Source organism: Streptomyces sp. 1222.5 (assembly GCF_900105245.1).
Taxonomy (GTDB): Bacteria; Actinomycetota; Actinomycetes; order Streptomycetales; family Streptomycetaceae; genus Streptomyces; species Streptomyces albidocamelliae.
Genome location: NZ_FNSZ01000001.1, coordinates 1 through 22,787 on the forward strand (window position 1 = coordinate 1; position 22,787 = coordinate 22,787).

A 22,787-nucleotide genomic window follows, 5' to 3' on the forward strand; every position below is an offset into this window, starting at 1 on the left:
TCGGCACGCTCGAATTCTCTGTCATCTCGGCTACGCCGCCGCCTGTCCGACGAGCCGTGATCGAGGCCGTCCGGGCGTGGTCAGCCTCGCGGTCGGGCCTGTAGTCGCCCTGCCACGGTGACCTCGGCCCGCACCGGATGGGGCCGTGATTGCCCCTTCCCGTCCCCAGGCGAGTGCCAGCGGCTCGAAGCGAGTGGCCCCGGCGGTGACTAGGGCAGGACCGCCGTCGTCGGGTCAGGCGATCTGGACGCGAGGCAGGTTGTCCAGCCACGGCGGCTCGCCGCTTCGTCGATGTACGTCTTGGTGACGTCGGTGATGAAGTCACGGGTACCCGCGGTGTCGAGCGCCTGAGCCTGGAGGTGGTCAAGGATCACGCTGTAATGCTGCACTTCGGACGGTCCGTCCAGGTAGAGGTCGCTGGTGAACCGTTCCAGGTACACCACTGCGTCGGGGCTGTCGGTGAATTTCAGGATGGAGAACTGTCCTGACAGGCCCGGGTGGGCGCCCACGGTGCAGGGGAGGACCTGCACGCTGATGTGCGGCTCGGCGCCGAGTGCGTTCAGGTGTTCCAGCTGTTCGCGCATGATGTCGGGACTGCCGACCACACGGCGCAGGACCACTTCGTCCAGGACGGCCCACAGGCGCAGCGGGGAGGCCGGGTTGTAGATCCGGTGCTGCCGGCGCAGCCGCACCTTGAGAAGCGTGGCGGCCTGTTCGACAGTGAGCTGGGGGATCGTTTCCTCGATGACCGCGTGGGCGTAGGCAGGGGTCTGCAGCAGTCCGGGGATCACCATGGGCTCGTAGGTGTGGAGGGAGGTGGCGTCCGTCTCCAGGGCGACATACACGCTCTGAGGGATGTCGCCATAGGCGTGCCACCAGCCCTGCTGTCCGGATTCCCTGGCCATCTGCATCAGAGCGTCGATGACCTGTCGGTCCGTGACTCCGTAGAGCGCGCAGAGGTCGCGCACGTCGCGGGGGCTGATAGCGCGGTTGCCGTTCTCCAGGTGGCTGATCTTCGGCTGGGAGACCATGAGCTTCTTGGCCACTTCTGTGGTCTTCAGCCCACTGGCCAGGCGGAGCCGGCGGAGCTCGGCTCCCAGGCGGCGCCTCCTGACGGTGGGGTTGCAGTTCGCCGCCACGAGCGGGTGTACCTCCGGCTCCACAACATCGTTTGGTCCGCAGATTGCCATGGAGCAGGGGTTGTTGATCGCGTGCCATGCCTCGTGTTCGTGAGGCAGCCAAAACGGACTGTGACTGTGTAATTTGCCTCACGGCAGGACCACCAGGCGTGATCACCAACCTCGACTTTCAAGATCCCGACAGCGTCAGGCACTCAGCAGCAGAACGACAGCACCGGTTGGCAGCGTCCTTGTGTGCATTGGGGGGTGTGGTCCACGGCGGGAGGGTGACTCGGCTGGTGAGGGGTTGGGGAGTCAGCCTCTCTGACGCTTCACCGTCCGCGGACGGTGAAGCGTCACTTCCTCATGTAATAGCTTTTGTCGGTGCCGATCGGCTCGGGCTGACGCCAGACCTGCCCTTCCATGCGGGTCACATCAGCGCCTTGTCGCTGGGGCGGACGAACGCGGCGTAGAGCTTGCCGTTGTAGGACGCCAGCGCCGGGGGCGTCATGGTCTCCCAGGGCAGGGCGATCGGTGCCCCCCCCCAGCAGCTGCCGGTGCGCACCGCGTACTCCAAGGTGCCGACGGGGAAGGGCACACTTTGTCACCGGTGGACTTCACGGTGAGGATGTGGTGGCCATCGCCGTTGAAGGAGAATTCGGCGGTTCCCGCGGTGGGACAGCACGGCCAGGTCGTACTGGTCCAGGACGATCGCACGTGCGCAGGAGAGGTCGTCCAAGTTGCGCAGGTGTTCCATGAGCCAGATGGCCAGCTTCAACAGCTCGCCCGTCCAGCCGGCGACGTCGGTTCCCGGCAGCACCCCGGTGTACAGCTGGTAGGACCAGGTTTCGAAGATGCGATCGGAGAGGATCTGCAGGTTCTTGTGCAGGTCGTCGTACCACTGGCTGTGGCTCTGGTCAGCTTCCCAGCAGTAGGCGTTGAGGATCACCCCGGTGCTTGCCTGGCCGTCGAAGACCGTCCGGTTCGACGTCGAGAACGTGCGGGTGTCGCCCTTCTTGACCCATAACGCGCCAGCCCCCGCGCCGTACGCGTATCACTGCGCGTGCCCATCAGCAGACCCCGCAACTTCTCCAGACGCTGCTCCGGAGTCGTCTCCCCAGCACCGGCCATGAACGCCCTGCCCTTCTGCCCACGGGCCGCCCCAAGCGGCGCCGACCAAGCCAGCCCCACGACGCACCCATAACACGTAAAACGGCCCACAAAGGCCGAAACCAGCTGGACACCCCCCAACGGCGACGACCACTGACACCCCAACACGCCCGTATGCACCCCGCTACCACCCGGAACAGGACACCCGCACCGGGTGGCGGCCCGCACTGCTGCGCTCAGGACCTGCTCGCGGGGCCCCAGGTCAGCTCTGAAGGGGGAGGAAGGCATTGGGAATGCCTCCACGAGAGGAAAGGAGCGGGAGAACCGGGTTGACGCAGACAACCGGCTTGAACTGGCCCCCGGCCGCGCGCACTGAAGTCCGTTCGAATACGACCAGCGTGGCCGACTGGCGAGCGAGGGGTTTCAGGCGGTGGTGCGGTTGCCTTGGCGTGCGGCGAGCGCGGCATCGGCGCTGGAGTAGGCGGGCAGGAAGGCGTCCATCCCTGTGACGCTGAGCAGGCGGCTCAGCCGGTCGGGGATGGCCGCCAGGGTCAGGGAGCCGTCGGCTTCCTTGGCGCAGCGCCAGATGCCGACGAGGGCGCCCAGTCCTGAGGAGTCGCAGAAGGTGACGCCTGAGAGGTCGGCGACCAGGTCAGGGTGGCCGTTCGCGATGAGTTCCAGGGCGCGGGCCCGTACGGCGGGTGCGGCGGCGATGTCGAACTCGCCGGACAGGGCGATCACGGCCAGGGCACCGTCGGTGTGCGGGACGTCGATGTGGAATGCGTCGGTCATGGGCGTGGGTTCTCCTGCCCGACGGAGACGTCGGCGGTCGGGGCGGCGGCGCTGTGGGCGGTGGTGGTGATGCCGGCGGGAGCAGCATCGGGGGTGGGGACGGACAGGGCCAGCAGGGCCACGTCGTCGCGTTCGGTGTCGGGGAGGGTGTCCAGGAGCGCGACGGTGTCGTCGATCAGGGCGCCGGCACTGACCGGCGCCGGCCGCCGGGCCAGGAAGTCGGTCAGGCCCGTGTCGGCGAGCATGCGGCCATCGGCGGTGCGGGCCTCGGTCAGCCCGTCGGTGTACAGCAGCAGTCCCTCACCGGGTGCCAGGTGCAGGGTGCGTGAGGCGAAGGCGGCTTCGGCCAACGCGCCGACCAGCATGCCCCCCTTGGCGCGGACCGCCTCCACCCGCACGCCGCCGCCCTCGACGGGGCTCAGGTGGTAGGCGGGCGGGTGACCGCCGGTGGCCAGCGTGACCGTGAAACCGCCGTCCCGGGCCGGATCGAGCAGGCCGAAGACGGCGGTGCAAAAGCGGGTACCGACCGCCGCGTCCAGCAACAGCGCGGTGTTCAGGGCCTTGAGCGCAGCCGTGGGATCCGCGTCGACGAGAGCTGCGGCCCGCAGCGTGTAGCGGGTCAGTGAGGTGATCGAGGCGGCTTCGGCGCCCTTTCCGCACACATCGCCCAGGAAGAACGCCCACCGGCCCCCATCCACGGGGAAGACGTCGTAGAAGTCACCGCCCACTTCCTGCGGGGAGGCGGTCTTGTAATGGCAGGCCAGCTCCAGGCCCGGCACCGCGGGCAGTGCCGGGGGCACCAGAGTGCGCTGCAGGGTGGAGGCGAACGCGGCGATGGCCGCCTTGTCCCGCTCCGCACGCTGGCGGGCCTCTTCCTCCGCCTGGCGCTTCTCCTGCTCGACCTTGCGGCGCTCCTGCTCGGCGCGTACCGCGTTCAGTGCCGACAGCCGCAGCTCAAGCTGGTCACGCACTACCGCGGCCAGGTCCCCGAGGGTGGAGGCATCGGCCTCGCTGATCTCGCGGGGACGGGTGTCGAGGATGTTGACCGTGCCCAGCCGGTACCCGTCGGCGGTGATGATCGGAGCGGCGGCGTAGAACCGTACCCCCATCGGGCCGGCGACCAGCGGGTTGGAGCAGGCGACCGGGTCCAGCAGCGTGTCGGGGATGACGGTGGTGTCATCGGTGAGCACCGCCGAGGCACACAGGCCCGGATCGCGGCCGATCTCGCTGACGCCTTCCAGGCCGTGCGCGGCCTTGAACCAGATCCGGTCCTCGTCCACGATCGTCACCGTCGCCACCGGCACCTCGAACAACCGTGCCGCCAGCGCCGCGACTCTGTCGTAGGCGCCGTCCGGCGGAGTGTCGAGAATGTCGTAACGGCGCACCGCCGCCATCCGCGCCGCCTCGACCGGCGCGGCCACAGGCCCGCTCGGTGCTATCACAGGCGGCCTCGCTTGCTCCGGCATGTTCCTCGTCTCGTCATCCCCCCCAGGAAGGCACCGACCAGACAGCCAGCACCCCGGAACCCTACCGAACGCCCCCAGCGTCACCGTTCAGGAGGCGCCGCCGAGCGGCCGGTCCAGAAGCATGCGGAAGAAGCCCGTGGCCCCCCGGACGTACCCGCTCGCGGTCAGCCAACGTGACAATGCCCACGCACTCCACCTAGGCCTCCACCGCCCCGAGGCGTCGCGGGCGACACGCCCCTCCACCACCTGACACGAGACCCGGTCAATGACCAGTGCGTCGAGCTCTTGCCGCGCACTTACCGTGCAGTCTGCGTACGTCTCGGGTCTGCCCGGCGTCCGGGTCCATGCGGAGGATCGTCGCGGTGAACACCGCACCGGACCCAAGAAGATCCATCACCCGGCCGTCGGAGACCTGGAGCTGAACTTCGAAACCATGTCCCTCGACTCCGACCCCAGCCTCACCCTCGTGATCTACACCGCCGTTCCCCACAGCCCCAACGCCGACGCCCTTCGCCTCCTGGCAACCTGGGCCGCCACCCAGAACCAGTCACAAACCGACCACCACGAACGCCTCACGTAAACAGAGGTGGCAACGCAGACGCTGGTCGTGAACTGCTTGCCCACGGAGCCGCTTGCCGTCCGAAGCAGCTGCGTCCACCTGGTTGCTCCCTTGACTGCCCGTCAACACCAGTCGGCCAGCTGACTCTCGACTGAATGATCCCGCCCCAGGTGCGAGGTGCCGCTCGGCACGCCGATGCGCGCGGACGCCACGTGTCCATGAGCGGCGCCCTCCCAACGCAGAAGTACCCGCATCCAGGCGGCAGCGGACTGAGGGTGGCGCCCGGAATCCTCAGGAGAGCGCGGTCTTCGCCGAGTTCCAGAGCACGCCGCGGTTCACGCGGTCGGGATAGAGGCGGAGCATCGACTGGTAGAGGTCGGTGTGGTCGTTCGCCGTGGCCGCCGCGGCGGTGAAGTCCTCGATGTATTGGCGGGTCCGTGCCACGTCGTCGGGGCTGTCCGGGTCGCCGTCGCGCTTGTGGCCGGAGACCACGGCGGTCGGGCGCAGTCCCTCGATCACGTCCAGGGCGCGCAGCCAGTGCTCCGTGCCGTCGCCCTTGGCCTCGCCGAGGTACAGGTGGACGTCGCCGTAGACGGCGTCGCCGGCGACCACCAGTGCGAGGGAGGGCACGTGCAGGGCGCTGGTGCCGTCGGTGTCGGTGTGGCCGAGTTCGACCGCGCGCAGCTCCTCGCCCTCCAGCTCGATCCGGCCGTCGGGCAGCGGCTCGGGGACCAGGTGCCGGTCGGGGAGCTGGTCGGGGAAGCGGGGCTGCCAGAACCCGTCGAACCAGGCGGACCCCCACTGCGCCCCGGCGTGGGCCGCTACGTCCGGTGCGGCGACCAGCCGGGCCTGCGGGAAGCGGTCGAGCACCGCGGGCGCCCCGAAGAAGTGGTCGCCGTGCGCGTGGGTGACGAAGATCGTGGTGAGGTTCTTGCCATGCGCGACGACCCAGTCGGCCAGGCGGCGCGATTCGTCCACCGTCAGCAACGGGTCCACGAGCACCGCGTCGCGCTCGCCGTGGATGAGCGTCGACGACGTCGGGGACCACATCCGCCGGTCCTCGCCCGGTGGGAGGTCGTCGGACACCGCCGGCTTCGACGGAGCGACGTGGACGGTGTAGGCGAGTGCGGTCATCACGACTCCCGCGTGCTCGGAACGTACTGTGGCCGGGCGAACTGACTAACGAGGCGGGAGCCAGCACAGTCCGAATCGTCCTTAAATCACCTACTTCAGACAGTAGCTGGGTCCTAGTGGAGCTACCACTTTGCCCTGCAACGCCGATCTCAAATGAGTCGCTGACCTACGACGCGATCTTCCTCGCCAGCCGATCTGGAACGGTCAGAGAGGTCCCTGATCACGACGATGCTCACTGAGCCTCATGGCTCCCACGGCTCCGCACAGTCACCGCTCACGCCACGAGCGGTATCGGCCCCGCTGAATGCGACTACGACGCTGCCCCGGCTTCACAATCGCAGCCAGCCCTACTCGGCTCGCTGTGCGGCGAACCGCCGGTTTACTGCGCTTCTCGAATACCGACCCTTCGCCAGTGGGAATGCTGTGCCCGCACTGTGCTGAACTGCGGTGATGCGAGATGGAGGCCTCGGACGACGATGGCACGTCCGTGTGGACACAGGTGTCGGAATGCGTGCGATCGGCCTGGCCCGCCGGGCCGGTCAGGTGCCACGACCGAGACCTCGCCAAGGCCCGCGGCCACCTCGCCCCCAACAGCCGCACGGCGAGAAGCATCTGTCGCAACACCAGTTCGAGGAGCACCACGTTCGTCTTCTCCGCCCGCCTGGCCACGGCCGGTGCGGTCGTCGCGGCGGCCGCCGAGTGCGGCACCGCGTACCCGCTCGCCGACCGTCTCCCGGGGTGACGCCATCGTCATCGTCATCGTCGTGCTGGCCGTCACCGCGCTGGCCGCGACCAGTCACGAAGTGCCCGCCGTGCTGGGGGTGCTCGCGGCCGCGGCCGTCCGCCGGCTCGCGCGGGCCCGGCCGGGGCTGCGCCCGGACGTGTGCAGCGCGTTCGGCAGGGCGCTCTGAGATGGCCGGCCGACCGCTCAGCCCCATCCCGACCAGCACGCCCCCCGCGCTGCGGACTCTCGTCCAGCGGCTGCGCAACGCCAAGGAGGCCTCGGGCAAGACCTTAGAGGCGCTCGCCAAGGACAGCGGGGTCTCGGAGAGCGTCGTACGCCGCGCCCTCGCAGGTAAGGGGGTGCCCTACTGGGAGTCCGTGAAGGCCATCACCCTCGCCTGCGGCGGCAACGAGGACGACATGGCCCGGGCCTGGTGCGCCGCGAAGGCGGAGGAGGTCCTGCCCGGCACGCGGGATCTCGGCCCGAAGATGGTCACCTCGCGCGCCCAGCTCGTCGAGGCGATGATCTCCATGCGGATCGAGGGCGGGTATCCGCCGCTGCATCAGCTTCAGAAGCGCGCGGGCATCGACGAGAACGGCCGGACGCGGTTGCCCCACTCGACCCTCCACCAGGTTTTGAAGGGGCAGATACCTCCCACCGAGACGCTGTTCACCGCCTTCATGGACGCCCTGTCCACGCCCGCCGCCGAGAGACGCAACTGGCTGGACGCCCATCGCCGTATCTTCGCCGACGCCCCCGCGCGGCGCGCCTGGGGGCAGCCGCCCCCGGTCGTACGCGACGAACCGCCTGCAATCAACTCGTGTGAGGCGGCCGAGCGCGCACTCCCGCGCCTCGCGAGGAACGAGGAGATCAAACGGAAGATCGGGCAGCTGAAGGAGCCGGACGACTACGAGCTTCTCGGCCTCGGCTATCCCAACTCCCCCGAGCCCGACGACTTCCCGTGGCCGGACGAAGAAGAGCTCGCCGCCTGGGAGGCCGAGGCAGCGGCCCAGCCGCCCGCCCAGGAGCGCGTCGACCTGCGCGAGAAGCTGCGCGCCATCATCGACCGGACGGAACCGGCTCGCAGGGTCGGCCCGCCACCCCGTGCCAGCCGGCCTCAGCACGGCGGCTCTTTCTAGCCAGTACTCGCAGGTAGCGGTACGGAGGCCGGCTGGTGGGGGCATGATCGCGTGGTGTTACGCGACGATGTGGCCGCCTGCGTGCGGTGGGAGATCCTGATGCACGAGCAGTTCAGCGGCGTGTGGATCTGCAAGGACTTCGGCCGGGCGACCACCGGCGCGGACCCCGCCGAGCTGGGCCGGGCCGTCCTGGCCGCCTACCTGGCCGGCCGGGACAGCCGGGGCGAAACGTTCCGCGTCGTCGTCCGCACCGACCACGGCTGCGACGTCGTCATCACGGCCGACCAACTCACCACTCCTGGCTGGGAAGCGGACCCGGCCGTCTGCCAGGCACTGCCCGCCTACCTCCGCAACGCTCTCGCCTGACGTCGGGCTCTCGACGACCGGATCACCAGCCCTGCCCGCCCGCAGAGGGCGGCGCGCCCACGCCGGTTGCGGACGGCGGGTCAGTGACGGGCTGGCTGCCGAAGGGCGCGGCTCGGCGTGCCTGATGGCATCACTCGTCGTCCATCGACCGGAGATGTTCGGTGAATGCCTCGTCCTCTGCGGCGCCCGGGGTGCGGGTGTAGGTGCACACCAGGCACTGTCCGTACCCGACCTGGCCGAAGATCGGGTCAAGGCCTTCGACGCAGAACGTCTCGTGCCCGCAGACGGGGCAGGTGTCGAGGTCGTGTCCGCCGGGGTTGTGCTTCGGGTGGTAGGCGTTGGGGTTGGTCACGTTCTCGGCGCGCCGGGTGGCTTCGTCCTCGCCGATCCGTTCGAGGTATTCGGCAGCTCGTTTCTGGGAGGCCGTGTCCTCTGCCTGCGCGATCTGCTGGATCCGGTCCTGCTGTTCCTCTCCCATGACGCCGAGGCTCCTGTGGCCGTCGAGGGCCAGCAGGGCCTCGATGTGGCGATGCTGCAGACCTCCGACACCGCGGCCGTGGCGGGCCGCCTGACTGGCCTCGATCCCGTTCTGGAGGGTGCGCACATCGATCCGGGTGTGCGACGAGAGACGAGGCGCCTGGAAGAGCGAGTTGGTGCTGCTCTGGGGGATCTCCGGCATCGGATGCTGGTCAGGAACGAGGACGATGCCGTCCGTGGCAGGGATGTGTTCCTCGATCACCTGTAGCAGCGCGCTGGCCGACAGGACCCGTCCTCTGCGGTCCGACTCCTTGCCCGGCCACTCGGAAGCGACGATCGCGGCCAGTCCGTTGGACAGCGCCTGGTCGAAGACGCCTTCCCGGCCGGCCATGGAGGGAGCGAAGGGGTCATCGCCTGTCGGAGCGGGAGCGGCGAACGGGTCTGCTTGTGCCTCGGCGTCCGCGGCTACCGCGTCCTCGTGCCGTGTGTCGCGCAACTCCGCAGCCAGCACGACGGCGCACCGGGCGAATTCTTCAGCTCGCTGTCATGGACAGCATGGTGCCGTGCGCCACCCGCCTCAGGTAGGCCACCTTCGGGCCCGAGCAGGACCGTTCTGGCGCCGAGCAGACGACGCCCGCATACGCCACCTCACCCTCGCCCTGCCGCCCACCCACGCCGCACGCCTCTTCCAAGCCCAGGAAGCCGGATCCACCGACGACCAGCTCCGCGCCCTCGCGGCCGAGGCCCTGGGAGAGGTCTACTTCCGCGACAACGGCCGCCGCGCCCACGGCCTCGAAGTCGAACTCACCGACCTCATCGACCTCGAATTCGAGCTGTAACCGGGCCTCCCTCTGATGTGCGGGCTCGCTCTCGGCGGCACTCCGGCGGCCGGCCGGTGCAGCAGAGACCCGCACTCCCCGGGGGCGCAGATCCCGACGGTTTGGCCCTGGAAGCGGCCCCGGAGCCGGCCCCGGGCAGGACGACGACCCGGCCGCCTGGCTGATGACCTGCACCATCATCACCACCGAAGCCACCGACGCAGCCGGCCACGTCCACCTCCGCATGGGCCGCTGGCCCTCACCGAGGACCACTACGAAGCCTGGCTCGACCCCACGACGCCGACGAACTGCGCGCACTCCTCGAGCAGCCCGCCGGCGGCCACCTCGACGCCCGCCCGGTCTCCACGGCCGTCAACAACGTCCGCAACAACGGACCCCACCTCCTCGACCCGGTCAGCCTGTAGCTGCGGGACCGCGCACATGCGCCGTACCCCGATAGGGACCACCGTGTGCCCAGCCACACGCCTGCGGTCGTGGGCGTGCTCACGCTTCCGCGTACCGCGCTCAGACGACGGAGGGGCGCTGGGGATCGACCGGGTCGATCGCCCGCTCGTCGAAGAGGCTCTCGAGCCCCTCCAGCCAGAAGATCCGCGCCTGGACCGGCTCCGACGTCCTGTCCAGCCGCATGCGCTTCTCCTACCGCGCCCTGTCGCCGCTGCACACCGTCGGCCCGTGGGACGGCGCCGCGGCCGAGCTGCTTCTCAGCCGCGTCCGCGGCCAACCTGCGCACAGGCGACCGGCGCCCCCCTACGACCCGTACCTGCGGGGCAGCGGCTTGACAGCTGCCCTCGCGGGGCCGTCTCGATACCTCCCGTACCTCGGTCTCGCCGTAGCCGACGAGACTCACACGCCCGGCTTGGAGTCGAGTGGCAGCCGCGCCTTCACGGACTATCGGCCGCACTTCCGGCACAGCGCCGACAACACTCGGGCACTGCTGTACACCGAGTCGCCCATCGACGAGGCGCATCGGAAGCTGCGGAGGCCGACCACCACGACAAGAGGCACGAGATCCTCGTCGGCGCGACCGGGCTCACGGCTGACCCACCGAAGGCGGTACCTCCTTGGCCCCTCCATGTCCGGCCGCCGGCGTCATCCGATCGTCCCGGAGCAGCCGCTGCGGGGGTCCCGCTCCGTCGGGCGGAGAGATCACACAGGCAATGGATCATCCCGTTCCACTCTCCGGGTACCGTCAGGGTATGAGTCATCCGCACCCCGAGCTGAAAGCCGCCCCACCCCTTCCCGGAGGAGGGCTGCGGGTCATCGCCCTGGGCGGCCTGGGTGAGATCGGCCGCAACATGACTGTCTTCGAGCACGCGGGCAAGCTGCTCATCGTCGACTGCGGCGTGCTGTTCCCCGAGGAGACGCAGCCCGGCGTGGACGTGATCCTGCCGGACTTCACCTCGATCCGGGACCGGCTGGACGACATCGTGGCCGTGGTCCTCACCCATGGCCACGAGGACCACATCGGCGGCGTGCCGTACCTGCTGCGCGAGCGGTCCGACATTCCAGTCGTCGGCTCCAAGCTGACACTGGCATTCCTGGAGGCCAAGCTCAAGGAACACGGAATCCGGCCGCGCACGGTACGGGTGCGGGAGGGCGACCGGCGCAGCTTCGGGCCCTTCGACTGCGAGTTCGTGGCGGTCAACCACTCCATCCCCGACAGCCTCGCGGTCGCGATCCGCACCCGGGCCGGGATGGTGCTGCACACCGGCGACTTCAAGATGGACCAGTTCCCTCTCGACGACCGCATCACCGATCTGCGCGCCTTCGCCCGCCTCGGCGAGGAGGGCGTGGACCTGTTCCTCACCGACTCCACCAACGCCGAAGTACCCGGCTTCACCACCTCTGAGCGTGAGCTGAATCCGGCGATCGAGCAGGTCATGCGGACCGCGCCGCGCCGGGTCATCGTCTCCAGCTTCGCCAGCCACGTGCACCGCATCCAGCAGGTCCTGGACGCCGCGCACCAGCACGGCCGCAAGGTCGCCTTCGTCGGCCGGTCGATGGTTCGCAACATGGGCATCGCCCGTGACCTGGGCTATCTGAAGGTCCCGTCCGGTTTGGTCGTGAGCACGAAGGAGCTGGAGAAGCTCCCGGACCACAAGATCACTTTGGTGTGCACCGGCTCCCAGGGCGAACCGATGGCCGCGCTGTCACGGATGGCCAACCGCGACCACCTGATCCGCATCGGCAAGGGCGACACCGTCCTGCTCGCCAGCTCCCTCATCCCCGGCAATGAGAACGCCATCTACCGGGTGATCAACGGACTCACCCGGTGGGGCGCCCACGTGGTCCACAAGGGCAACGCCAAGGTGCACGTCTCCGGGCATGCCAGCGCCGGCGAACTCGTCTACTGCTACAACATCGTCAAACCCCGCAACGTGATGCCCGTACACGGCGAATGGCGCCACCTGCGGGCCAACGGCGACCTGGCCATCCGTACCGGTGTCGATCCCGACCGGGTCGTCATCGCCGAGGACGGCGTCGTCGTCGACCTCGTCGACGGGCGCGCGTCCATCACCGGCAAGGTCCCCGCCGGCAACGTCTACGTGGACGGCATGGAAGTCGGCGGCGCCACCGAAGCGTCCCTCAAGGACCGCCTCACCCTTGCCGAGGAAGGCGTCGTCACCGTCGTGGCTATTGTGGACGCCGACACCGGCGCCCTCGCCGAGGCCCCCGACTTCCTGGCCCGGGGCTTCGTCCACAACGAAGCCACCTTCGAACCGGTCATCCCCGTCATCGAGAAGACCCTGGCCACTGCGGCCGATGAAGGCGTCGGCGACGCACGTCAGCTCGAACAGCTTCTCGCCCGCGCCGTGGCGAACTGGGCGTTCCGCACCCACCGCCGCAAGCCCCTCATCATCCCCGTCATCATCGACGCCTGAGCCGCCCCCGGTAGGCGCCCGGGGTCGGACGCCGATGTGCACGAGGTGAAACCCGACGACGAGTCGCTGCTGATGTCCAGCCTCATCAACCGGCTCGGCTCGTACGAATCGCGCCGGGTTCCGCCCGGACACGTCCGGGGCGGCCCGGTGGCGGGAGCGCTGCGCCGGGCATACCGCAGCCCCTCCGGCGCGGGCGCGACTGCCGGCCAGTACGCCTCCGTCACAGCGGCCACGCCGGGATCTGATGCATCGGCCAGTAGGCCATGGCCACCTTCAAAAGCTGGCGTCTCCGGCGAAGGATCCGCTGCAGTGCCAACTGGGCGATGGTGTCTCCTGCCTCATCGCTGTATTGCCGCAGCGTGACCAACAAAGCTCAGAGTGCGTGGGGCCAGTGCCGGTGGCGGGTGGCGAGGTGGTCACAAGACCTAGCCGAGCCAGACAAGGTCGAGGACGTACAGGCGCCCGGCTGGTCGGTTGATCCAGTACACAGCGGTGAGCTGGCCGACTGAGGCTGAGCGGACGTCTTCGCCTTCGGGGTCGCGGCTGTCGAACGGCGGGAAGGCCCATGGATCGCGGCCGGCGATGTCGAGCACGTCGCGCACGATTTGCCGCCCGTGGTCGGGCAGTGCGGTCAGGACGTCCTGGGCTTTCGGGGAAAGGCGGGTGGTGAAGGCGTCACTCACGTGGAGTCCCGAGGATGTCCTGGGCGTCTATGCCGTCGGAGTCGTCCATGCCGCTGTCCAGGAACGCGGTCACGGCCGGCAGGGCGGCAAGACGGGCCGTCCAGGCGGCGACCACGGTGTGGAGGGGGGCAAGGCTGTAGCTGTGCCGGGCGTCGTCCAGGGCGGCCGCCCAGTCACGCTCGAAAGCCGGCACCCAGCTTTCGGCCCGGCTGCTGGCACGGAGTTCGGCGAGCAACTGCGCCGCCGCTGCAGGCGCTAGGGCCGACGGCGGGGCGGCGTGGTCGGGCCGGGCGCTCATGACTCCTCCAGGCGTCTCAGAGCCACGGTATCGCCGCGTACGCCAGCCCGGGAGACGCTCCGACGCTTCAGTGCCCTGGTCCGGCCGCGTTGCGGGCAGCTAGTGCTCTGACCGCATAGGTTCGCCGGGGTGGCGGCGTCGATGCTCGGACCGGCTGGACTCGGTGTGGGAAGAATTTGAGCGGTCGCGGAGCCGATCAAACTAGGCTCCCAGCATGTCCGGTCCGACGTTGGTGATCGAGTTGGCGGAGCCGCTCTCCCCGGCTGCGCTGCGGGAGTTCCGCGCGTTGATGGTGGGGCTCTCCTCCCACTTCGACGAGAAGCGGCCCGGCTTCTTCGACGTCAACGTGCCCGCAGAGCGACTGGGCGTCGAGGACAGGCGAGAGAAGGACTGGCGAAAGCCGTTCCCGCTTCCACTCCTCGGCAACACCATCGCGGACGAGGAGCTCACAGCCCTGGTGGGATTCAATCCGCAGCGCGAGGACTGGCGTCGGCCCTTCCTGGTCTACTTGATGGGGCCGGGTGTCGGCGACGAGAGCACCTTCGAGGCTGAGCACGCGGACGAGCCCGAGGTGGAGGCCATTCTCGGCTTCAGGCCGACCCATGCCGTCAATGTCAGCGCCGGCTGCAATCGCGAGATCGACCACGTGACCACGGCCCTGCTGACCGCCGCTGTCATGGACGTCATCGGAGGCGTGGCCAAAGCCGAGCTGCTGGACGGACAGGCGTCGGTCGTCGCCGGCCTTCCGGGGGTGTTGGGGATCGCGGACGACGACTGGATGGCGCTGGGAAGGGCGGAGTTCCTGCGGGCCTGGGTTGGGCACCCCGCCTTCCGGCTGGTCAAGTAGCCCAGACAGATCCGCGGCGGAGGTTCTGCTGTGACCTGGAACGTTCGCCATGTTGCCTGATCATGCGGCGAGAGCGGGTCGGCCGCCCCAGCGGATGCCTTTCTCGCTGCGGATGCGGGGGGCGTTCCTTGCGTTCGGCGGCCAGAACGTCGCGGTGGCGGGCGTTGGCGTTGCGCCAGCGGAGATAGGCGTGCAGGGCCCGGGTCTGCACGGTGTGGTTGGGGTGGTTCGAGTTGGCGATCGTGAACTGCCGCAGCGGTCCGAAGTGCGCTTCGATCGGGTTCGCCCACGAGGCGTAGGTCGGAGTGAAGCACAGCTCGACCTTGTGTTTCTTCGCCCAGCGACGGATGTCGGCGCCCTTGTGGGCGGACAGGTTGTCCAGGATCACGTAGATCGGTGCACCGTCCGGGCGGGCGGCGCGGATCGATTTCAGCGCGGCCAGCGTGTTCACGGCTCCCTTCTGGCGCCGATTCACGCCCCACAGGCGATCGTCGCCCACCGAGTAGCAGCCGTGGAAGTACCGGACTCCGTGGGTGCGGTGGTAGGTGGCCGGCAGCCGGTCGGGACGCCGTTGTTCGGCCCAGCCCGCGCCCGCGGTGGACGGATCCCGAGCGGGCCGAACTCGTCGAAGGCGAAAACCCGGTCGGGGAAGCGGTCCAGGACGTGCTCGATACGGTCCAGCTTCGTCTCCCGTTCGGGGTCCGGGGACTCCTTCCAGGTCTTGGTGCGCTGGAAGGTGACGCCGCGGCGGGCGAGCAGGCACCGTAACGACTCACGGCCGATGCGGATCACCCGGCCGTGCACTTTGCGCAGGTAGGCGACCAGCTTGCGCAGCGACCAGCGGGTGAACGGCTGGCCGAGCTTGACCGGGCGGGTGGTGGCCGTCGCGATGACGAAGTTTTCGCCGTCATCGCTGAGTTGGCGGGGACGGCCTCCCGCCCACCGAGGGTCCGGGCAGGCCAGGCCCTTCTCATTGAACGCGTGGATCACATCGCGGACGGTGTCCTCGTCGGCCTGCACCAGCTGGGCGATTACCGGTACCCGGTTCCCGCCGGCCGAGGCCAGCAGCATCATCGCCCGCCGGTAGCGAACCGAACTGGTGCTGCCCCGGCGCACGATCTGCTGCAGCTTCTGCCCCTCCTGGTCGGTCAGTCTGCGCACACGGACGGGCTCGGGCACCGCGCCTCCAGCGGTCGGATCGGACGTCACCGCACATCCAACCGCTACAACCGCCGACCCGGCGAACCTATGCGGTCACAGCACTAGCTGTCGTCGTGTCCGGGCACGGGCCGCCGCACAGGCCGGTGCGATGCGCGGCGATCAGGCCTGCTTCCTGCAGGCGTGCGGTATTTGAAAGGCCGAGCGGCGCGCCACATGAGACGCGCCGACCATTGAGCCCTTTCATCGGCCACTCTGTGGGGTGGACGGTCCTGGAAGGTTGACTGCACCCTCACCAGCGGTGGAGCCCAGCTCTTGCGGACGCTTCCATCACCCCATCGGTGGCCACTCTGAAAGAGCTCACTGGTTGGTGTTTGTGCGCACTGTGTGACGGCAGACCAAGCGGCTGGTGGAGACGACCGCGAGGGTAGAAAATCACCAGGTCGAAGACCTGATGGTCGGTCAGTCCGCTGCGCTCAAGGCTTACTGCCGTGCCAGATGCCGACCAGCTTGATCAATGAGGCGCTGCAAGTACAGCCCTCGGGCGGCGTCGAGCTCCGGCGGCTGGTTCGTGCGCACGGCGGTGGCGAAGGTGCGGCGGAGGACCGGCCAGCAGTCCTCGTGATCGATGTTGGCCGTGTCGTAGCTCAACGGCATGTCTGGACCGAAGAGTTCAACGCGGGTGAGGGGGAGGGGTACGGCGACGGAGCCGGACAGGGAAGCCTGGCTGACGGCCCCGTTGTCGTGCTCCACGGTGAGTTCTAGCCAGCGCCGGGAATCGCCGGTGCTTCGTATACCGGTGATGGGGGAAATGGCGGTATCGAGCAGGTCAAGCAGGTGCGGGCCGAGGTCGAGGAGCGCGCCGTGCTCAAGACGCCATCCAGTGGCGAAGTCACCGCCCAGGAAGGCACCGTGGAGGTAGCAGGAGCGCGCGCCGGTGATCGCACGACCGCGAGCGGCGTCGAGGAAGGCCTGGGTGGCCGGGTGGTAGCGCTTGGTCAGGACAAGTTGTGAGACCACGCCCGCGTCGAAGACGGCATCAGCGACGCGCTGCGCTGCTGTCAGGTCGGGGCCGAGTGGCTTTTCCAACAGGAGTGCCTTGCCGTGTTGCGCGGCCAGTGGTGCAAGCTCAGCCTGCACGGCAGGTGGTACCGCGAAGGCCACAGCCTCGCATCGGTCCAGGAGTTCCCCGAAGGAGGCTGCGACCTGCGCTCCGTACGGGGCGGCTGTCTGTTGTGCGGCCTCCGGTCTGCGGGCCCATACGGCGGCGAGCCGGGTTTCCGGTCCTTGGGCGAGTATCCGGGCGTGCATCGCCCGGGCCCAGGGGCCGGCGCCCACGAGTCCGACCTCGACGGGACGGCTCGTCCAGGGAGTGGAGGTGTCGATCATGGTTTTCCTGTCGGGACGTGGAGCGGTGCGCATGGGCAGCAGGCCCGCGCCCGGGGGCGGGGCGGGTACGCGCTGCCTGGTTCAGACGGCGAGGCGGTTGAGCCGGTCGTCGGCGCGGTGTGAGGAGTAGAGGATTTCGACAACCATGCCGGCGGCTCCTATGACGCCTGCGTGATCGCCCAGGCGTGAGGTGACGACCTGCAGGTTGGCGGTGGCTCTGGGGAATGCGCGTTGGTAGAGCAGTTCGCGGACACCGGTCATGAAGGGTGCTCCGGAGAGTTCGCCGGCGATCATGAGGACGCCCGGGTTGAGCAGGCTGACTACGGTCACCAGGACTTCGCCGGCTCTCCGTCCAGCCTCCCGGGCCAGCCGGAGGGCGTCTGGGTGGCCTTCGGAGAGCAGGCGTTTGACGTCGGAGGCGGATGCGGCGTCCACCCCGAGGTCGGTCAGGTGGTGCGCCAAGGCCCGGCCGCTGGCCACGGCTCCCAGGCAGCCGTGGGAGCCGCACAGGCACAGGACGTCGGAGCGGTCGTGCAGGCGGATGTGGCCGATGTCGCCGGCGCCGCCGTCGATGCCCCGGTACACCTCCCCGTTCACGACGACGCCCGCACCGATGCCGGTGGACACTTTCACCAGCACGAAAGCGGAGCAGTCGCGGTGGTTGGCCTGGTGTTCGGCCAGCGCCATGAGGTTGGCGTCGTTGTCCACGAACACCGGGATGGGTCCGTCCTCCATGCTGGCGCCCACGTGCTCGGCGTAGGCCCGTTGCAGACGCTCCCGGATGGGATGGCGGTCCCAGCCGGGCATGATGGGCGGTTCGATGACCTGACCGGTCTCCCATTCCACGGGTCCGGGGACGGACAGCCCGATCCCGCAGATGTGACCGGCGTCGACACCGGCGGCGGTGATCAGGTCCGGGACCCAGCCGGCCAGTAGGTCCAGTACCGTCTCCGGGCCCTCAGTGATGTCCAGCGGGCCGGTGCTCTCGGCGAGGATGGTGCCTGCGAGGTCGAGAACCGCTGCCCGGGCGTACCTGGTTTCCAGGTCCACGGCGATGACCGAGGCGTGCCGTGGATCGAACACGATCTGCTGGGAGGGGCGACCGCCGGTCGAGGACCCGGCGACGTGTTTCAGCCACCCGGCCCGGTTGAGCAGGTCGAGGCGCTGACCGACGGTCGAGCGGGACAGTCCGGTGATCCGCTGCAGATCGGCGCGGGTGTTCGCTCGGCCGCTGCGGATCAGCTGCAGCAGCTCGCCCGCGCTGGTCTGGATCGGTGTCAGCATCGGATCCCCCATGGTCTCAGCTCTTGTCGGCGCCGCTGGTCAGGCCTTCGGTCAGCAACCGCTCGGCGGCGAAGAACAGGAGTACCACGGGAATCGTCAGTACCACCGAACCGGCCATCAGCACGGTCTTGGGCACTTCCACGCCGTTGGACAGTTGGGCCAGGCCCAGCGGCACCGTCCACTTGCCGGGGTCGGATGCCAGGAACAGCAGGGCGAACAGGAACTCGTTCCAGGCGATCATGAAGACGTACAGGCCGGTCGCCATGAGGGAGGGCAGGGCGAGCGGCAAGATCACCTTGCGGAGGGTCTGCATTCTGCTCAGGCCGTCGAGCGCCGCCGCCTCCTCGATCGAGTAGGGGATGGTGACCAGGTAGTTCTTGAGCATGTAGATGGCCACCGGCACGGTCTGGGCGACGTAGACGATGGCGAGTCCGGCCAGACTGGAGGACAGGTGCAGTTTGGCGAAGACGACGAACAGCGGGACGGCCAGCAGCGTCGCGGGGAACAGGTAGACGGCGAGGAAGAGGGCGCTGACCTGGCGGTGCCCGAAGAATTTCAGTCGGCTGACGGCGTAGGCGCCGGGCACCGCGGCGAGCAGCGTCAGGGCGACGGTGCCGAGGGCCACCAGTGCGGAGTTGAGCAGGAACTTGAGGAAGCCCTGGCCTCCGTCGTCGGTGGAGCGCAGCACGTCATGGTAGGTGGAGAGGGTGAAGTCCTTGGTGGAGATCCACAGGGATCCGGGGTCGAGCAGGAGCGCGTCGATGGGTTTCAGCGACAGCAGCAGCATGTAGTAGAAGGGCGCCACGGTGATCACTGCGAGGAATGCGATGACGACCCAGCGCGCGACGCCGAAGAAGCGCTCCTCGAACTGAGCCCTGCTCATGACGATTCCTCCTGGACCTTGTTGCCGAAGAACTTGAAGTACAGGCCCATGAGGATCATGAGCGAGACTGCGAGGACGAGTGCCTGGGCGGCCGCGGCTCCGACGTCGTAGCGGGCGGTGAGGAAGTCGTAGACCCGGACCGCGGCGACGTCGGTGCCCGCGCCGCCACCGGTCAGCAGGTAGACGTCGTCGAACTTGTTGAAGGTCAGGATGAAGCGCAGGACGCACAGCAGTGCGATGACGGGCATCAGCTGGGGCAGCAGGATGTGGCGGAAGCGCTGGGTGGGGGTCGCACCGTCCACCAGGGCGGCCTCTTCCAGTCCGCCCGGGACCGCTTGCAGCCGGGCCAGGATGAAGAGGAAGGCGAAGGGGAAGTACCGCCAGGTCTCGAAGGCGATGACGGTCAGCAGGGCCAGGGGGATGTCGAAGTGCAGGCCGAGGACGTTGACTTCGTAGGCGCGGGTGGAGAGAAAGGCGATGGGGTCGTCCCAGCCGAACAGGCGGTGGCCCCAGCTGTTGACCACGCCGTACTGGGGGCTGAGCGCCACTTCCCAGACGAAGGAGACGGCGACGACCGGGGCGACGTAGGGCAGCAGCATGGCCGCACGGAGCAGTCCGCGGCCGCGGAACGGCTTGCGCAGGGCGAGCGCGGCGATCAGGCCGAGAACGACGGATCCGAATGTGGCGCCGGCGGTGTACAGCAAGGTGGTGGTCAGGCTCGACCAGAAGCCGGCCGAGCCGAAGACCTGCTTGAAGTTGTCCAGGGTCCAGTTGCCGAACAGGCCCATGCCCTGGATGTCGACCAGCCGGGCGTGCTGGAAGGCCAGGAGGAGGGTCCACAGGATGGGCAGGATGACCACCACGAGGACCACGACGAAGGTGGGAGAGACGAACGCGAGGCCTGCCCGGTTGGCGCGGCGGCTGGCCGTCATCGGCCGGCGGCCGGGCTCGGTGGGCCGGTTAGGGGATCCGCCGCCGGTGTGCCGGCGCTGTGGTGTACCGGCTGGAGCTGTTGTCATGAGGGGACCTTTGTGGCGTACAAGGGGGGCGGCTACTTCAGGGACTTCTGCAGGGCGGAGACTTCGTCGTCGGCTTCCCGGGCCGCTTCGGAGGGGGAGGTCTGGCCGCTGGTCATGGCGCCGATCGCCTTGGGCACGGGGAGTTCGCCGTTGGTGGCGCCGACGAGGGCGCCCTCGCCCTGGGTGATGCCCCAGCGCCGCATGTTGCTGACGCCGGCTGCCAGCTTGTTGAGCAGGGCCGGGGGGTAGACCTGGTCGAAGGGCTTCTTGGTGTCGACCCCGATCTCGCTGTGGCGCCAGGCCTCGAGGTAGCGCCCGGGCTGGGCGGTGGTACCGGTACGGACGGGGATCTTGCCTTCGGGTGCCATGCCGAACCAGGACTCGTAACCGGTGCCCATCATGTATTCGATGAACTGGCGGGAGGCGGCGCTCTCGGCGGTCTTGGTGGTCACCCATGAGGTGATCTCGCCGAACTGGGCCGGGTCGGTTGCGTCGGGGCCTTGCATCGCGGTCGTGATGCCGCTGCTGCGTGAGAGGTAGTGCGGGTCGTCCTTGCACTGCGGGCAGCTGGGCAGGGCGTCCTTGCGCAGGCCGGCGAGTTCGTCCAGGAGGAAAGAGGACCAGATGATCATGGAGGACTGGCCCGCGAAGTAGGTGGCGCGGGTGGAGTCGACGGTCTGGGTGCCCGGTGCGCCGTAGGCGCGGGCGAGGGCATCGTAGGTCTTGAAAGCGGTCTCACACTCGGGCGATGAGAGGGCGACCTGGTGGTGGTCGTCGACGAGCTGGCAGTCGTCGGCGAGTGCGACACTCTCGAAGCTCTGGGAGGTGAAGGCGTCGCCCGGGTCGGTGGCCGCGGACATCCCGTACCGTCCCTTGGCTGTCAGCGCCTTGGCGGCGTCGAGTGCTGCCGAGTAGGTGTCCGGGGCTCGCAGGTGCTTGGTGGCGAACTGGTCCTTGCGGTACACCAGCAGCTGCAGCCAGGCGTCGGAGGGCACGCCGAGAGGCGTGCCGGCGTCCGAGGTCAGCCTCAGCGCGTTGGCATTGAAGGTCGTGCGTCCCAGCTCGGCAATGATCTGCTGGGGTATGTCCGTGTTGAGCAGGCCATTGCTGTACATCTGCCAGACCTGACCCATGGGGGCGGCGCCGATGACGTCCGGCAGTGAGCCGGAGGCGGCGGCCGACATGATCAGCTGGGGCATCTGGCCCTCGTCGACGCCGACGAGATGGACCTTGATGCCGGTTCGCTTCTCGAACCCCTTGATGATCTTCTGCGTCACGGTGACGCGGTCCGGAAGGTTCTCCTGGGACCAGACCGTGATCTCCCGGTCAGGTTTCCCAGGCCCTGTGCTGCTGGCACAGCCCGTGAGCAGCCCCAGACCAAGGGCTGCCGTGATGCCCACCGCGATCGTCTTCGACCGCCGGCTCTTGGTGTGCATTGCATGTCCTCGCTACGACTTACGTCTGCTGGATACGCATCACAGCACCACTTTTGCTGGTTGACAAGACATAAGTGAGGGATATTGTCGACACAACCCGCACCCACTTCCCCTTTCCGGAGCCCCCGTGGAACGCGTCGTCCAGTTCACCGGCCCCCGCCAGGTCGAAATACTCGAGCAGGCTCAGGCCCCTCTGCCCCCCGGACACCTCAGGGTCCGCACCCGCTACTCGGGCATCTCCGCCGGCACCGAACTCACCGCCTACCGCGGCACCAACCCCTACCTGACCCGCACCTGGGACCCTGAGGCACGCCTGTTCCGCGACGACGCGGCCGGCATCCAGTACCCCGTGGCCGGCTGGGGCTACTCCGAGGTCGGCGAGGTCCTCGACATCGCCCCCGACCTGGCCGGCACACCCGGCCTCCCCCAGCCCGGCGACCTGGTCTGGGGCATCTGGGGCCACCGCAGCGAGGGCATCGTCCCGGCCGAACGCATGATCGGCCACACCCTCCCCACCGGCCTCGAACCACTGGCCGGCGCCTTCGCCCGCGTCGGAGCCATCGCCTACAACGCAGTCCTGGCCGGCGACATCCACCTCGGCGAAGACGTCACCGTCTTCGGCCAAGGCGTCATCGGACTGCTCACCACCCGCCTCGCCCAGCTCAACGGCGCCCGCGTCACCGCCGTCGACGCCCTCGACAGCCGCCTGGAAACCGCCAAGCACTACGGCGCCCACCACACCCTCAACGCCCGCACCGACAACGTCGCCGAACGCGTCCGCGACGCCACCGCCGGCACCGGCGCCGACCTCGCCATCGAAATCAGCGGCGCCTACCCCGCCCTGCACGAGGCCCTGCGCTCCGTCGCCGTCGGCGGCCGGGTCGTAGCCTCCGGCTTCTACCAGGGCGACGGCATCGGCCTGCGCCTCGGCGACGAGTTCCACCACAACCGCGTCCAGCTCATCTGCTCACAGATCGGCGGCGTCCCGCCCCACCTGTCCCACCGCTGGACCGTGGAGCGCCTCCAGCAGACCTTCCTGCGCCTGGTCGCCGAAGGACAGGTGGACGTCACCTCTCTCGTCAGCCACGTCGTCCCGGCCGCCGACGCAGCCGACGCCTACGTCCTGCTGGACGAGCGCCCCGCCGAGGCGCTGCAGGTCGTGCTGGAATTCTGAACGCTCCGAA

The 22,787-nt window shown here is 68.8% G+C and carries 23 protein-coding genes and 3 pseudogenes; 10 read left to right on the plus strand and 16 right to left on the minus strand.

Translation table 11 applies throughout. The features are described 5' to 3' along the window. Nucleotides 1-209: 209 nt before the first annotated feature. The 5 genes from BLW57_RS00005 to BLW57_RS00020 all read right to left on the minus strand — a co-directional run bounded on the left by BLW57_RS00005 (nt 210) and on the right by BLW57_RS00020 (nt 4,441). A complete protein-coding gene (locus BLW57_RS00005; protein WP_093480419.1) occupies nt 210-1,139 on the minus strand; it encodes a helix-turn-helix domain-containing protein in 930 nt (309 codons plus the stop codon). 409 nt (nt 1,140-1,548) lie between these two features. Beyond that, nucleotides 1,549-1,716 (minus strand): hypothetical protein, encoded by a 168-nt coding sequence (locus BLW57_RS41065; protein ID WP_176985375.1) that lies wholly within the window; start codon nt 1,714-1,716, stop codon nt 1,549-1,551. 6 nt (nt 1,717-1,722) lie between these two features. Next, nucleotides 1,723-2,067 (minus strand): hypothetical protein, encoded by a 345-nt coding sequence (locus BLW57_RS00010; RefSeq protein ID WP_093471214.1) that lies wholly within the window; start codon nt 2,065-2,067, stop codon nt 1,723-1,725. 584 nt (nt 2,068-2,651) lie between these two features. Continuing rightward, on the minus strand, nt 2,652-3,020 hold the full coding sequence (locus BLW57_RS00015; RefSeq protein WP_093471215.1) for an STAS domain-containing protein: 369 nt from the start codon (nt 3,018-3,020) through the stop codon (nt 2,652-2,654). Continuing rightward, the gene (locus BLW57_RS00020) at nt 3,017-4,441 is read right to left on the minus strand and encodes a PP2C family protein-serine/threonine phosphatase (RefSeq protein WP_256339293.1); all 1,425 of its coding nucleotides are present in this window, start codon (nt 4,439-4,441) and stop codon (nt 3,017-3,019) included. The genes BLW57_RS00015 and BLW57_RS00020 overlap by 4 nt, the downstream gene beginning before the upstream one ends. A 346-nt stretch (nt 4,442-4,787) precedes the next feature. On the opposite strand from BLW57_RS00020, the gene BLW57_RS00025 reads away from it, so the two are divergent. Further along, nucleotides 4,788-5,066 carry an MmyB family transcriptional regulator gene (locus BLW57_RS00025; RefSeq protein ID WP_256339294.1) on the plus strand — a complete coding sequence of 93 codons (279 nt, stop codon included), beginning with the start codon at nt 4,788-4,790 and terminating at the stop codon, nt 5,064-5,066. Between the two features lie 270 nt (nt 5,067-5,336). Here the strand turns inward: BLW57_RS00025 and BLW57_RS00030 are convergent, their stop codons facing one another. Then, entirely contained in the window at nt 5,337-6,179 is an 843-nt protein-coding gene (locus BLW57_RS00030; RefSeq protein WP_093471217.1) for an MBL fold metallo-hydrolase, read from the minus strand. Between the two features lie 511 nt (nt 6,180-6,690). Here BLW57_RS00030 and BLW57_RS40780 point away from each other — a divergent pair. The 4 genes from BLW57_RS40780 to BLW57_RS00040 are packed head-to-tail and all read left to right on the plus strand — an operon-like array spanning nt 6,691 to nt 8,408. Then, on the plus strand, nt 6,691-6,921 hold the full coding sequence (locus BLW57_RS40780) for a hypothetical protein (protein ID WP_143051549.1): 231 nt from the start codon (nt 6,691-6,693) through the stop codon (nt 6,919-6,921). Between the two features lie 22 nt (nt 6,922-6,943). Then, complete coding sequence (locus BLW57_RS41070; protein ID WP_176985377.1) at nt 6,944-7,090, plus strand: hypothetical protein; 147 nt, start codon at nt 6,944-6,946, stop codon at nt 7,088-7,090. 1 nt (nt 7,091) lies between these two features. Then, the gene (locus BLW57_RS00035) at nt 7,092-8,042 is read left to right on the plus strand and encodes a helix-turn-helix domain-containing protein (protein WP_143051550.1); all 951 of its coding nucleotides are present in this window, start codon (nt 7,092-7,094) and stop codon (nt 8,040-8,042) included. A gap of 54 nt (nt 8,043-8,096) precedes the next feature. After that, entirely contained in the window at nt 8,097-8,408 is a 312-nt protein-coding gene (locus BLW57_RS00040; protein ID WP_256339295.1) for a hypothetical protein, read from the plus strand. Between the two features lie 130 nt (nt 8,409-8,538). Here the strand turns inward: BLW57_RS00040 and BLW57_RS00045 are convergent, their stop codons facing one another. Further along, complete coding sequence (locus BLW57_RS00045) at nt 8,539-9,276, minus strand: hypothetical protein (protein WP_093471220.1); 738 nt, start codon at nt 9,274-9,276, stop codon at nt 8,539-8,541. 235 nt (nt 9,277-9,511) lie between these two features. Between BLW57_RS00045 and BLW57_RS00050 the strand changes: the two are divergent. Both BLW57_RS00050 and BLW57_RS41870 read left to right on the plus strand, forming a co-directional pair. Continuing rightward, nucleotides 9,512-9,724 (plus strand): annotated as a pseudogene (locus tag BLW57_RS00050) (XRE family transcriptional regulator); the annotation flags it as partial. A 139-nt stretch (nt 9,725-9,863) separates the two neighbouring features. Further along, nucleotides 9,864-10,128, plus strand: a pseudogene (locus BLW57_RS41870) (SOS response-associated peptidase family protein); the annotation flags it as partial. 100 nt (nt 10,129-10,228) lie between these two features. On the opposite strand, the gene BLW57_RS41875 reads toward BLW57_RS41870, so the two are convergent. Further along, nucleotides 10,229-10,351 (minus strand): hypothetical protein, encoded by a 123-nt coding sequence (locus BLW57_RS41875; RefSeq protein WP_256339296.1) that lies wholly within the window; start codon nt 10,349-10,351, stop codon nt 10,229-10,231. Between the two features lie 569 nt (nt 10,352-10,920). Here BLW57_RS41875 and BLW57_RS00060 point away from each other — a divergent pair. Beyond that, on the plus strand, nt 10,921-12,606 hold the full coding sequence (locus BLW57_RS00060) for a ribonuclease J (RefSeq protein ID WP_093471222.1): 1,686 nt from the start codon (nt 10,921-10,923) through the stop codon (nt 12,604-12,606). Between the two features lie 425 nt (nt 12,607-13,031). Here BLW57_RS00060 and BLW57_RS00065 read toward each other — a convergent pair whose 3' ends face one another. Next, nucleotides 13,032-13,289 carry a hypothetical protein gene (locus BLW57_RS00065; RefSeq protein WP_093471223.1) on the minus strand — a complete coding sequence of 86 codons (258 nt, stop codon included), beginning with the start codon at nt 13,287-13,289 and terminating at the stop codon, nt 13,032-13,034. Next, nucleotides 13,282-13,587 carry a DUF6247 family protein gene (locus tag BLW57_RS00070; protein WP_093471225.1) on the minus strand — a complete coding sequence of 102 codons (306 nt, stop codon included), beginning with the start codon at nt 13,585-13,587 and terminating at the stop codon, nt 13,282-13,284. Before BLW57_RS00070 ends, BLW57_RS00065 begins: the two co-directional genes overlap by 8 nt. A gap of 214 nt (nt 13,588-13,801) precedes the next feature. Between BLW57_RS00070 and BLW57_RS00075 the strand changes: the two genes are divergently transcribed. Further along, the gene (locus BLW57_RS00075) at nt 13,802-14,434 is read left to right on the plus strand and encodes a DUF6368 family protein (protein ID WP_093471226.1); all 633 of its coding nucleotides are present in this window, start codon (nt 13,802-13,804) and stop codon (nt 14,432-14,434) included. A 60-nt stretch (nt 14,435-14,494) separates the two neighbouring features. On the opposite strand, the pseudogene BLW57_RS00080 reads toward BLW57_RS00075, so the two are convergent. The 6 genes and pseudogenes from BLW57_RS00080 to BLW57_RS00105 form a co-directional block, all read right to left on the minus strand. Further along, a pseudogene (locus BLW57_RS00080) lies at nt 14,495-15,613 on the minus strand (IS630 family transposase). Between the two features lie 462 nt (nt 15,614-16,075). Further along, nucleotides 16,076-16,981, minus strand: coding sequence for a Gfo/Idh/MocA family protein (locus BLW57_RS00085; RefSeq protein WP_176985378.1), 906 nt, complete (start codon nt 16,979-16,981; stop codon nt 16,076-16,078). An 81-nt stretch (nt 16,982-17,062) separates the two neighbouring features. Next, complete coding sequence (locus BLW57_RS00090) at nt 17,063-18,277, minus strand: ROK family transcriptional regulator (protein WP_093471229.1); 1,215 nt, start codon at nt 18,275-18,277, stop codon at nt 17,063-17,065. 4 nt (nt 18,278-18,281) lie between these two features. After that, nucleotides 18,282-19,148, minus strand: coding sequence for a carbohydrate ABC transporter permease (locus BLW57_RS00095; RefSeq protein WP_093471230.1), 867 nt, complete (start codon nt 19,146-19,148; stop codon nt 18,282-18,284). Beyond that, nucleotides 19,145-20,167 (minus strand): carbohydrate ABC transporter permease, encoded by a 1,023-nt coding sequence (locus tag BLW57_RS00100; protein ID WP_093471232.1) that lies wholly within the window; start codon nt 20,165-20,167, stop codon nt 19,145-19,147. Before BLW57_RS00100 ends, BLW57_RS00095 begins: the two co-directional genes overlap by 4 nt. Before the next feature lie 32 nt (nt 20,168-20,199). Continuing rightward, a complete protein-coding gene (locus BLW57_RS00105; RefSeq protein WP_093471233.1) occupies nt 20,200-21,603 on the minus strand; it encodes an ABC transporter substrate-binding protein in 1,404 nt (467 codons plus the stop codon). A 127-nt stretch (nt 21,604-21,730) separates the two neighbouring features. Here BLW57_RS00105 and BLW57_RS00110 point away from each other — a divergent pair, with 127 nt between their 5' ends. Next, nucleotides 21,731-22,777, plus strand: a complete 1,047-nt coding sequence (locus BLW57_RS00110; RefSeq protein WP_093471235.1) for a zinc-dependent alcohol dehydrogenase — start codon at nt 21,731-21,733, stop codon at nt 22,775-22,777. Nucleotides 22,778-22,787: the final 10 nt, after the last annotated feature.

What these genes read in the sequence shown, in the direction of transcription:
- BLW57_RS00105 (WP_093471233.1), bottom strand. Translation starts at nt 21,603, where the DNA reads ATGCACACCAAGAGCCGGCGGTCGAAGACGATCGCGGTGGGCATCACG.
- BLW57_RS00045 (WP_093471220.1), bottom strand. Translation starts at nt 9,276, where the DNA reads ATGGCCGGCCGGGAAGGCGTCTTCGACCAGGCGCTGTCCAACGGACTG.
- BLW57_RS00085 (WP_176985378.1), bottom strand. Translation starts at nt 16,981, where the DNA reads ATGATCGACACCTCCACTCCCTGGACGAGCCGTCCCGTCGAGGTCGGA.
- BLW57_RS00015 (WP_093471215.1), bottom strand. Translation starts at nt 3,020, where the DNA reads ATGACCGACGCATTCCACATCGACGTCCCGCACACCGACGGTGCCCTG.
- BLW57_RS00095 (WP_093471230.1), bottom strand. Translation starts at nt 19,148, where the DNA reads ATGAGCAGGGCTCAGTTCGAGGAGCGCTTCTTCGGCGTCGCGCGCTGG.
- BLW57_RS00070 (WP_093471225.1), bottom strand. Translation starts at nt 13,587, where the DNA reads ATGAGCGCCCGGCCCGACCACGCCGCCCCGCCGTCGGCCCTAGCGCCT.
- BLW57_RS00030 (WP_093471217.1), bottom strand. Translation starts at nt 6,179, where the DNA reads ATGACCGCACTCGCCTACACCGTCCACGTCGCTCCGTCGAAGCCGGCG.
- BLW57_RS00090 (WP_093471229.1), bottom strand. Translation starts at nt 18,277, where the DNA reads ATGGGGGATCCGATGCTGACACCGATCCAGACCAGCGCGGGCGAGCTG.
- BLW57_RS41875 (WP_256339296.1), bottom strand. Translation starts at nt 10,351, where the DNA reads ATGCGGCTGGACAGGACGTCGGAGCCGGTCCAGGCGCGGATCTTCTGG.
- BLW57_RS00060 (WP_093471222.1), top strand. Translation starts at nt 10,921, where the DNA reads ATGAGTCATCCGCACCCCGAGCTGAAAGCCGCCCCACCCCTTCCCGGA.
- BLW57_RS00075 (WP_093471226.1), top strand. Translation starts at nt 13,802, where the DNA reads ATGTCCGGTCCGACGTTGGTGATCGAGTTGGCGGAGCCGCTCTCCCCG.
- BLW57_RS00035 (WP_143051550.1), top strand. Translation starts at nt 7,092, where the DNA reads ATGGCCGGCCGACCGCTCAGCCCCATCCCGACCAGCACGCCCCCCGCG.
- BLW57_RS00100 (WP_093471232.1), bottom strand. Translation starts at nt 20,167, where the DNA reads ATGACAACAGCTCCAGCCGGTACACCACAGCGCCGGCACACCGGCGGC.